A 9,216-nucleotide genomic window follows, 5' to 3' on the forward strand; every position below is an offset into this window, starting at 1 on the left:
GTTGCCAAACATCTGCCACAATTGTTCCCTTTGCTGGGCATTGGGATATAGGCGAAGTTTGATCCCCTTTATAACTTGTGCCATTTTCACCACAATCTTTCATCATTGGCCAGTCAACAAAGCTAATTAATATCTGAACACCATTCTCTGTTAAAGACATTATATCATACTCTGAAACGTATGTTCGATTAAAAAATAGGCAATTCATCACGTCCTTAAAAGAACGTGTTTCCTTGCCCGTTTATAAAAAATCTTCCCGGAAATTTTCGGGAAGATTTTAAAATATATTATCGACTAGCCTTCGTACTTTTCACCCTTGGTGCTCTTACTCAAGTCCACTTTGTCTAACGGGATAATGTGTGTCCGGTAACGAATCTTGTAGTAGAAGAACAGGATCAAGAACAGTGGCACACTCATGTAGGTAATCAGGATATTGGACCAATCAAGCTTCGCAAAGGCATCAACGTTTTGCCCACAAATAACGATGATGCACAAAATAAAAGCGAAGATTGGCCCAAATGGGTACAGGGTGGCGTGGTACTTCAGTTCGTTAACCGAGTGACCCTGGGCAATGTAAGCCCGGCGGAAGCGGAAGTGCGAGATGGCGATTCCCAGCCAGGCAATAAAGCCACACAAACCAGAGGCGTCCGTCAGGTATACGTAGGCCTGGGGAACAATGAACTGGGTAGCAAAGGTCAAGGTTGAAATAACCATGGTAAATACCAAGGCATAAATTGGGATTCCCCGCCGGTTAACGTAGCCAAGAAAGCGCCATGCGTATCCCTCCCGGGCCTGAGAATACAGCATCCGGGTTGAGGCATAGAGCCCTGAGTTGGCGGCAGAAATAACGGCGGTTAAGATAACCGCGTTCATGATGCTGGCCGCTACTGCTAAACCAGCCCGCTTGAAGATAATCGTGAACGGACTCATCGTAATATTTTGAACGTTTGAGTTCATCAGGTTCTTGTTAGTGTACGGCAATACACAGGCAATGACAAAGATTGCCAAGATGTAGAATAGCAGGATCCGCCAGAAGGTAGAATGGATGGCCTTAGAAATCGACTTCTCAGGCGTTGCCGCTTCCCCGGCCGTAATACCGACCAGTTCCGTCCCCTGGAAAGAGAACCCGGCAACCAGGAACACGCTAATAATGGCGGGAACCCCACCAACAAATGGGGCCTGCTTGTAATGGAAGTTTGAAAGGCCCACTGGCTTACCGCCCATGATTCCAAAAATAATTGCAATTCCAACAACCAGGAAGAAAATAACGGTAATGACCTTTACAAGGGCCAGCCAGTATTCCGTTTCTCCATAGGAACGAACCGACAACCAGTTAATCAAAAAGATCAGGGCTAAGACGATGGTGCTGAATACCCAGCTAGGAACGTGGGGTAGCCAGAAGTTCATCACAATTCCGGCACTGGTGACGTCAACCGGGATGGTAATCGCCCAGTTAAACCAGTAATTCCACCCCATCGCAAAACCGAGAGCTGGGTCCACAAACTTCGTTGAGTATGCAGAGAACGATCCCGTTAGCGGCATATAGGTTGCCATCTCACCAAGACTAGTCATCAAGAAGAAAACCATGATTCCCATGATGACATAAGCCGTTAGAGCTCCACCAGGTCCGGCCGTCGAAATTGCCGAACCACTAGTGATAAATAGCCCGGTCCCAATGGTTCCCCCAAGGGCAATCATTGACAGGTGCCGAGTCTTTAATGTTCGTTTAATGTGGCCAGTCGAATGCTGGTTCTGTGTCTCTTCTGCCATTAAACAAATCCTCCAAACAAACAGATTTTGAAGAGGGTAATTAAAAAGTCTGCTAACGGCTCATCCCGTTAGCAGACTCAATTAACTTCTTAATTATTGAATCACTCGTTGGAAGCGCCCCGCGGTAAATCCGCGACAGTCCATAACCTCTTAAGCCATGACCCAACAAACTGAAAAATAAGTTCCAGCCTGTTTCGGCGTTTTTCCCTTCCACTCACTGGTCCAGTGCTTATTCACCTCACAGCGGCTACTATTGAAAAACGCAACCTCTTCATTTTGTAAAATATTATACTCTGATTAACTCCGAGTGCAAGCGGGCCTTCGCCAGATTAACCGCTTACCTTCCCGGCCAGTTAGCCGAAAACCAGAATTTTTCAAGACGTGCTGGGAGCGCTCATTGTCTTCATCGGTGGTGGCCACGATTGCCAGTGGGGTCCCATCCAAGAAGCCCCGCAAGGCCTCGGTCATGACCCCCTGCCCCCATACGGACCGACGTTCAAGGTAACCAATCTCACATTCATTGGTTAAAAGCGTCGGGTTAGTCTGGTCGGCGGTAATGAGGCCTAACAATTTAGTTGGGTCCTCCTTCTGATAAATACCAAACACTTGGACCGCTTGTAAAAACATTTTAATCTCAAAGCTGCTTGCCGGTAATGACGTGAAGCTGATATGGGCAGCGTCCAATAACTCTGGATCAGCCAGCACCTGGGCAACCTGGTGGTCATTATCGGTAATCAGTGGTTTAACTATTAGTCTCTTTGTCTCTATCATGAATATTTCCCGGGCAATAAAAAAGGAGTTGTAACTAGGTCACAGCTCTTTTCTTGTTTCATTAAATAATCGAATCTTCTAACATTGGAATCCGTTGCAGGCGCGGCGCCCAAGCAACGTACAGCCATTCAGCAACCTGGAGCCATGCATACGCCAGCAACATTGCCCCAATCGTATCGAAAGGCCAGTGGGCGTACAGGTAAACTCGCGAAATTGCCAAGAAGAAAATAGCAAATACTAATAAGATCTGGCAAATAGTCCGCACCGACTGCCGCTGGATCAACGGCAAAACCACTAATAAGAGAATTGCCGCAATCAAAAAGATTCCTAAAGTATGACCACTTGGGAAACTATAACCGTCATCAGTTGGGAGATGCTGCGAAGGTCGGGCCCGCTTAACAATGTGCTTAAAGACCCCGCCAAAGAAGTCCCCACCGATCAACGTGCAGACCGACCAAATTGCGGGAATCTTACATTGCCTCAACCATAGAAAAACGGCAATGATGATCACCCAGATGATATCCATCTTCGGGCTAGCAATAAACGACAAGAAGGTCATCAAGGCGTGGAACCAGCCGATGCCTTCAAGGCGCTGGCTGGTGAAAAGTGATTGCAGGACGGCGTCCATCATCGTTGCTACCGAAGAATTAAACTTGATCAATAGCAATAAGATGATAAAGAAGCCTCCACTAAATGCAAATCGACGCCAGCGATGATTATCGCGTTTAATAAACATATATGATTACTCCTAATTTTAATTTTTAGCAATTATTTTGAGTATACCACAAGTCAAATTACTCGCGCAGCGCTTTGTTAAAAAAACAAGCGGGAAAGACAATTGCCTCCCTCGCTTGAATTCTCCTTATTTAATAAAAATATTATGGGCCGCCTTGTAGGACACGTTGATTTCCTTGTCACTGCCATCCTTTTCAATGACAATTGGTCCCTCGAACGGCTCGTGACGGATAACCTTGACTGTTTCGGAAGGACGCAGTTGCAGTTCTTCTAGGTAAGTCAACAGCTCGTGATTATCTAAGAAGCGCTCTAATTCGACCTCTTCACCATCCTCGGCATCAGCTAATAAGCGGTGACTGACGTCAGGGAACTTGCCGTTAGCTGAAGGAATAACCCCACCGTGGGGGCAGTGTTTGGGGTGCTGTAAATAGTCATCTAAGGCGGTTGCCAATCGATCGCTCGTCTGGTGCTCCAGAATTTCTGCTTCTGAGTGAACATCCGCAAAGTTGTAATTTAACTTATCCACTAAGAATGTTTCCCATAGCCGGTGCTTTCGCACTAATTCTGCCGCATACTTTTGGCCCTTTGCTGTCAATGAAATTCCGGCGTATGGTTCGTGAACAACGAGCCCCTCGTCGGCCAACTTGGAAATCATTTCGGTCACTGAACCAGCAGCAATTCCTAATCCTAATGAAATTTCCTTGTTGGAAACTTTCTTATGACTACCGCCGAGCTCAAAGATGATTTTCAAGTAATCTTCCTTCATTGGAGTCAATCTAGTTCACCTCTCAATAAATTTTTTGGCCTTCGAACGGTCATAACACAATAACTCGATATTGAATATATTACGATTATAGCATAATATAAAACCGAGTAGTTTGGATTGCCTAACTTTTTCGTTAACTACAATCATTCATTTTAATACAATATTATTAAAAATTGCAATCAATATGCAGAGGAGCATTCAGTAATAATGAAAGAGAGAATCACGGGGCAACGTTTCCTAGCCGTTACCCTGCTAAATGTCTTAATCACAGTCGTTGAAATTATCGGGGGGCTGATTTCTGGTAGTCTAGCCCTGCTTTCCGACGCCTTTCACAATATGGGCGATTCCTTTTCCATCATTTTAGGTTATTTTGCGCAGCAAATCGGTGGCCGGCCAGAAACCCGGAAAAGTACGTATGGTTACCGGCGGTCGGAAATCCTCTCAGCCCTTACCAACAGTCTCTTATTGGTAATTATTGCCATCTTCTTAATTGGTAAGGCCATCCAACGGTTAAGTCATCCCCAACACATTAACGGGACAATTATGATGGTTGTCGCCATTGTCGGGCTTGTCGCCAACTTCCTATCCGCCGCCCTCCTTCATTCCGGCAGTCATGACAATTTAAACGTCAAGGCAACCTACCTCCACGTTCTGAGTGACGCCCTTTCGTCGGTTGCCGTTATCATCGGCGGAATCATCTTGATCTTTGTCAACGTTCCGTGGTTAGACCCACTCCTAACTATTGCGGTTGCTATTTACATTGCTTACGAATCACTGCCAATTATCAACCAGACCATTCGGATTCTGATGCAGTCGTCGCCCGACCTCGACTACGAGGCGATTGCTAAAGACCTGACAAGCATTGACGGCGTCGATGCCGTTCACCACGTCCATGCGTGGATGATTGATGAACACCACATCATCTTTTCTGCCCACCTCAACTGCGAGGATAAGCCCCTCAGTCAGATTGAACAGATTTACTCCCAGGTGGAAAAGCTTTTACGCGAAAAGTATGGAATTTGCCACATCACTCTCCAAGCAGAGTGTAGCCGTGGCAAAGGCGAAGAGCTCTTTAACACCGTTGCTGACGAACGGGAAATGATCAATGATCATCACATTAACAAATAAATCTAATTACAAAAGAAGCTGGCGAGAAACCATTGTTTTCTCCCAGCTTTTTTGTATAGGTATAAATACTAATTTATTTTAGAACAACTTACCGACACCGTAGTGGATGGTAATTGTAATCAACCCAATGATAATGTTTCGAATAACCGCAATCTTGACTAAACCGTTACCGAGCTTTGAACTGATAAACGCTGTTAGAGCACTTGTTAAAATAACCGCCAGAATAACGGCAATCCACTTGTCGGCTTCGGGGGCAAAAGTCATTGCCATCAGCGGGAAAAGTCCCCCCGCAGCAGCCGAGAATAAAGACGAAAAAGCGGCGTCCCACGGGTTCAGGTAGTGCCCTAACTCGATATCATACTTAACCCGGACAACTGTTTCAAGCGGCTTCTTCTTTAATAGATCACGAGCAATGGCCATTGAGGTTTCGGGACTAACTCCCTTATCAACGTAGTACTTTTGAACGGCGGCCAGTTCGCCTTCAAAATCGGTCTTCAATAATTTTTCTTCATGGGCAACCGCAGATTTTTCGGTATCCTTTTGGGTAGAAACGGAGGCATATTCCCCAGAGGCCATCGAAAAGGCACAGGCAAGCAGATCTGATAAACCAGCAATGAAAATTGTAAAACGGTCTGTCGTTGCGGCGGCCACGGAAACCAGGACCCCAACAACCGTTAAAATACCGTCATTAGAACCTAAAACACCGGCACGGAGGGTATTCAGTTTTTCTTCCATCGTTTGCTTTTGACGCTTTTTCCACATTTCCATCAAAAATCATCCCCCTAACGTGCAAATAACTGACCAATCACGAAAGTAACACCCATCGTGAGCAGGCCAGCAGCGGCGTTTCTAATCATTGACTTAACGCGGTTCGACTTTCCGAGGACTGCCGCAAAGTAACCGGTAATCAGCAACGCAATTAAAACCGCCACCATGGTAGCAATTATCCGGACATTGGCAGGTGCCATCGTTACCGCCACCATTGGTAGAATCGACCCGGTTGGAAACGATATGAAAGAAGCAATGGCTGCTGCATATGGGCTAGTAAAGTCCTGGGGATTAAAGCCATACCGTTCTTGAACAGCCGTCCCAAGCGAATCTTTTTTCATTAATTCAGTGGTTGCTTGGTGAGCTAGCTTTGGATCAATATTTTGCGCTTCATACTTTTTTTGAACATAATTAAATTCTTGTTGGTACTGGTCGTCAAGCCGTTGCCGTTCGCTAATTAACGCCATCTTTTGTGAATCCTTTTGGGTGGACACAGAAACGTATTCTCCCATACACATGGAAATCATCCCCGCAAGACTACCCGATAGTCCAGAAATCAAAATTGAATAGGCATTACTCGTCGCTGCAGCAACACCGATAACAATTCCGGCAACTGAAATAATGCCATCATTAGCTCCCATTACACTTGCACGGAGGACATTGACCTTCTGAGCTAATGACATCTTTTTCTTTGGCATATTTCTTCCTCCTTCGTGCCAGTTTAGAATCATTATAACATAATAATTGATATCTTCAAATGTTTTATTGAATTTATGCTTTGCAGATTAGAATCGTTAAAAGTCAAATATAGATGTAAAAAGCGATAGCCAATTGACTATCGCTTTTCTTAATCATAAGCCCTTATTGGGTTTATTCATAAGTTTGTACTGCAGTTGTCCGAATAACGAATACTGAAGTTCCCGCATGACGTGTCATGTACGAAGCTTGAGATCCAACCGCTTTCCGGTTCCCCCACTTACCAATTGAACCAATAATCAACAGGTCCGGTTGGAAAGCAGGAATAACATGGTTGCAAATCCGTTCAGCTGGACGTTCACCATGGTCAACAATTCCCGTAATCTTCTTCGGGTCAACACCGTAATTAATAGCAGCTTGAACGTATTCGTTAACCCGCTTTTTTAATTCAGATTCACTACTATGAACATAGTCCTTATCGAGAATTTGGTAAACATTAATGTGACCAGTTTCCAAAATAGAAACAATTCCTAATTCGGAACCGTCCCGCTTAGCCTTATCGACAGCATATGAAAAAGCTGCCCGGGCATCTGGTGCATCATCGACACCAACGAGGATCTTCTTGAACTTCTTTGGCTTAATTTCAAACATTAGTATTCCCCTCTCTAGGTTCTCTTAACAGCAAACAGTATGCCAATTTGCTATTAACTTCCAATAACTATGTTACTACTAATCTTTAATTTGTAAATAATTATTTTGGCTATCCTAAAACAAAAGTCAAAAAAGAAGGATTTAATCTTTCTAAATTCACTACTTTCCTAAATAGCATTTTTTATCAACTAGTTATCCACTTAATTTAAAGTGTTATTATTAATGGTAAGTGAATTGTTATTATTTATGAAAGGAATTGTGACCAAGATGAAAAAAGAGTTATCCAGCTGTACAGCCATGCTCGTTGGTAAGAACGCCACAATCGATGGCTCAACAATTATTGCCCGTGATGAAGATGGTGAAGACGGGGTTAACCCCAAGACGTTTCGGGTCTTTCCCGCTAAGGATTACACCGGCGAAGAATATACATCCGCTTATAACGGCCTAAAGGTAATGATGAGTGGCAAGGGCTGCCGCTTCACCGCGACCCCAAATGGAGACCCCGCAATTGGCCGGTGGGATGAACAAGGAATCAATGAATTCAATGTTGCAATGAGTTCAACAGAAACGGAGAACACGAACCCCCGTGTTCTTGGCCACGACCCACTTGTTAAGAATGGGGTAAATGAGGACTCAATGCTCTACCTCGTCCTGCCATTTATCAAGTCCGCCCGTGAAGGGGTTAAGCGCTTAGGCAGTTTAATTGAAAAGTATGGAACGGGGGAGACTAACGGAATTGCTTTCTCTGACAAGGACGAAGTTTGGTACTTTGAAACAGCTGGTGGGCACCAATGGGTTGCCCAACGGATTCCAGACGACTGCTATGCAATTGCCCCGAACAACATGTGTATCCAGGAAATCAGCTTCGATGATCCCAATAACTTCATGTACGCCAAGGGGATTGAAAAGTTCGTTGAGGACCACCACTTGAACCCATATCCCGGCAAGTTCAACTTCCGGAAGATTTTTGCTACGGAAAACGAAGCGGATGCTTACTACAATACCCCACGGACCTGGTATGGGCAGAAGCTGTTCAACCCTTCTATTGATCAGGAGCCAACTAGTCAAGACATGCCGTTCATTCGGAAGCCGGAGAAGAAGATTGCAATCGAAGACGTTGAATACTTCCTTTCTTCCCACTATAACCAAACCCCATTTGACCCAATGGGCACCTACTCCAGTGGTACGCCTGACGAGCAAAAGCGGTTCCGTTCCATCGCTTTAGACCGGAACCAGAGTTCGTGCATCATGCAAATTCGGAATGATGTCCCGGCCGAGTACGCAGCAATTCAGTGGATCAACTTTGGCTTCTACTGCTACAGCCCGTATGTCCCATTCTTTACCAATATCAATGACACCCCTGCCAACTACGCTTACGCAACCCAGGATGTCCAACCGGAAAAGAGTGCCTACTGGATGTACAAGATGTTTGAGGTAATCGTTGAACCACGCTACCACGAATTCATCAACGAAGTAAACGCCTTTCGCGACGACGCCCAAAGCTACGGTGTTGGCCGGGTAGACAAAATCACCGCGGGTGCCAAGGGCAAACGTGGCGATGACCTGATTAACTACCTGACGCAGGCCAACATGGAAAGTGCCAAGCACGTTACTGAAGAAGGCCGCAAGCTAACCACCAGTTTAGTTCGGCAAACACTATTAAACTCCAAGTTCCAATTCGAACGTGGTGACAACCTATAAAATTAAAAGAAGTCAGCGTAAAAGCGTTCGCTTTACGCTGACTTCTTTTATTCTGCCGCCAATTTAAATTTCCGGCTTCCCTCAATCAACATTAGGGCTGAGGTGTAAACCATTACCAAGATCACCAACCACATTATGAACGTCACGTTCAAGTGCTTGACGAAATGAATAGCAACGAACACTCCTAGGCAGCCACAGGCCGTGATTGAGATTGCCGGGGCGCGGGCATA

General features: G+C 45.2%; 10 protein-coding genes, 1 pseudogene and 1 riboswitch. Of the genes and pseudogenes, 2 read left to right on the top strand and 9 right to left on the bottom strand.

What is annotated here, in order from left to right:
• The 5 genes from ACEYV4_RS08055 to ACEYV4_RS08075 form a co-directional block, all read right to left on the bottom strand.
• Positions 1-84 (bottom strand): helix-turn-helix domain-containing protein (locus ACEYV4_RS08055; RefSeq protein ID WP_373842814.1); only part of this gene is annotated, 84 nt, incomplete at its 3' end.
• Between the two features lie 210 nt (positions 85-294).
• A complete protein-coding gene (locus tag ACEYV4_RS08060) occupies positions 295-1,770 on the bottom strand; it encodes an amino acid permease (RefSeq protein WP_373842812.1) in 1,476 nt (491 codons plus the stop codon).
• A gap of 104 nt (positions 1,771-1,874) precedes the next feature.
• A riboswitch (Lysine riboswitch) is annotated at positions 1,875-2,050 on the bottom strand.
• A 17-nt stretch (positions 2,051-2,067) separates the two neighbouring features.
• The gene (locus ACEYV4_RS08065) at positions 2,068-2,541 is read right to left on the bottom strand and encodes a GNAT family N-acetyltransferase (protein WP_047768735.1); all 474 of its coding nucleotides are present in this window, start codon (positions 2,539-2,541) and stop codon (positions 2,068-2,070) included.
• A gap of 61 nt (positions 2,542-2,602) precedes the next feature.
• On the bottom strand, positions 2,603-3,277 hold the full coding sequence (locus ACEYV4_RS08070) for a phosphatase PAP2 family protein (protein ID WP_047768737.1): 675 nt from the start codon (positions 3,275-3,277) through the stop codon (positions 2,603-2,605).
• A gap of 126 nt (positions 3,278-3,403) precedes the next feature.
• Entirely contained in the window at positions 3,404-4,051 is a 648-nt protein-coding gene (locus tag ACEYV4_RS08075; protein WP_222258045.1) for a metal-dependent transcriptional regulator, read from the bottom strand.
• Between the two features lie 198 nt (positions 4,052-4,249).
• Between ACEYV4_RS08075 and ACEYV4_RS08080 the strand changes: the two genes are divergently transcribed.
• Entirely contained in the window at positions 4,250-5,170 is a 921-nt protein-coding gene (locus ACEYV4_RS08080; RefSeq protein WP_047768741.1) for a cation diffusion facilitator family transporter, read from the top strand.
• Between the two features lie 78 nt (positions 5,171-5,248).
• On the opposite strand, the gene ACEYV4_RS08085 is transcribed toward ACEYV4_RS08080, so the two are convergent.
• The 3 genes from ACEYV4_RS08085 to ACEYV4_RS08095 all read right to left on the bottom strand — a co-directional run bounded on the left by ACEYV4_RS08085 (position 5,249) and on the right by ACEYV4_RS08095 (position 7,285).
• On the bottom strand, positions 5,249-5,938 hold the full coding sequence (locus ACEYV4_RS08085; RefSeq protein ID WP_373842813.1) for a VIT family protein: 690 nt from the start codon (positions 5,936-5,938) through the stop codon (positions 5,249-5,251).
• A gap of 14 nt (positions 5,939-5,952) precedes the next feature.
• Positions 5,953-6,636, bottom strand: coding sequence for a VIT family protein (locus tag ACEYV4_RS08090; protein ID WP_367333554.1), 684 nt, complete (start codon positions 6,634-6,636; stop codon positions 5,953-5,955).
• Positions 6,637-6,808: 172 nt separating this feature from the next.
• Positions 6,809-7,285 (bottom strand): universal stress protein, encoded by a 477-nt coding sequence (locus tag ACEYV4_RS08095; protein WP_047769156.1) that lies wholly within the window; start codon positions 7,283-7,285, stop codon positions 6,809-6,811.
• A gap of 267 nt (positions 7,286-7,552) precedes the next feature.
• Here ACEYV4_RS08095 and ACEYV4_RS08100 point away from each other — a divergent pair, with 267 nt between their 5' ends.
• Positions 7,553-8,986 (top strand): C69 family dipeptidase, encoded by a 1,434-nt coding sequence (locus tag ACEYV4_RS08100; protein WP_367333555.1) that lies wholly within the window; start codon positions 7,553-7,555, stop codon positions 8,984-8,986.
• A gap of 47 nt (positions 8,987-9,033) precedes the next feature.
• Here ACEYV4_RS08100 and ACEYV4_RS08105 read toward each other — a convergent pair.
• Positions 9,034-9,216, bottom strand: a pseudogene (locus ACEYV4_RS08105) (permease); the annotation flags it as partial.

It is taken from the genome of Limosilactobacillus sp. (genome assembly GCF_041859915.1).
In the GTDB taxonomy this organism is placed as follows: Bacteria; Bacillota; Bacilli; order Lactobacillales; family Lactobacillaceae; genus Limosilactobacillus.

Coding starts and splice junctions, on each gene's coding strand:
- ACEYV4_RS08060 (WP_373842812.1), bottom strand. CDS start 1,770: ATGGCAGAAGAGACACAGAACCAGCATTCGACTGGCCACATTAAACGA.
- ACEYV4_RS08065 (WP_047768735.1), bottom strand. CDS start 2,541: ATGATAGAGACAAAGAGACTAATAGTTAAACCACTGATTACCGATAAT.
- ACEYV4_RS08070 (WP_047768737.1), bottom strand. CDS start 3,277: ATGTTTATTAAACGCGATAATCATCGCTGGCGTCGATTTGCATTTAGT.
- ACEYV4_RS08080 (WP_047768741.1), top strand. CDS start 4,250: ATGAAAGAGAGAATCACGGGGCAACGTTTCCTAGCCGTTACCCTGCTA.
- ACEYV4_RS08085 (WP_373842813.1), bottom strand. CDS start 5,938: ATGGAAATGTGGAAAAAGCGTCAAAAGCAAACGATGGAAGAAAAACTG.
- ACEYV4_RS08090 (WP_367333554.1), bottom strand. CDS start 6,636: ATGCCAAAGAAAAAGATGTCATTAGCTCAGAAGGTCAATGTCCTCCGT.
- ACEYV4_RS08095 (WP_047769156.1), bottom strand. CDS start 7,285: ATGTTTGAAATTAAGCCAAAGAAGTTCAAGAAGATCCTCGTTGGTGTC.
- ACEYV4_RS08100 (WP_367333555.1), top strand. CDS start 7,553: ATGAAAAAAGAGTTATCCAGCTGTACAGCCATGCTCGTTGGTAAGAAC.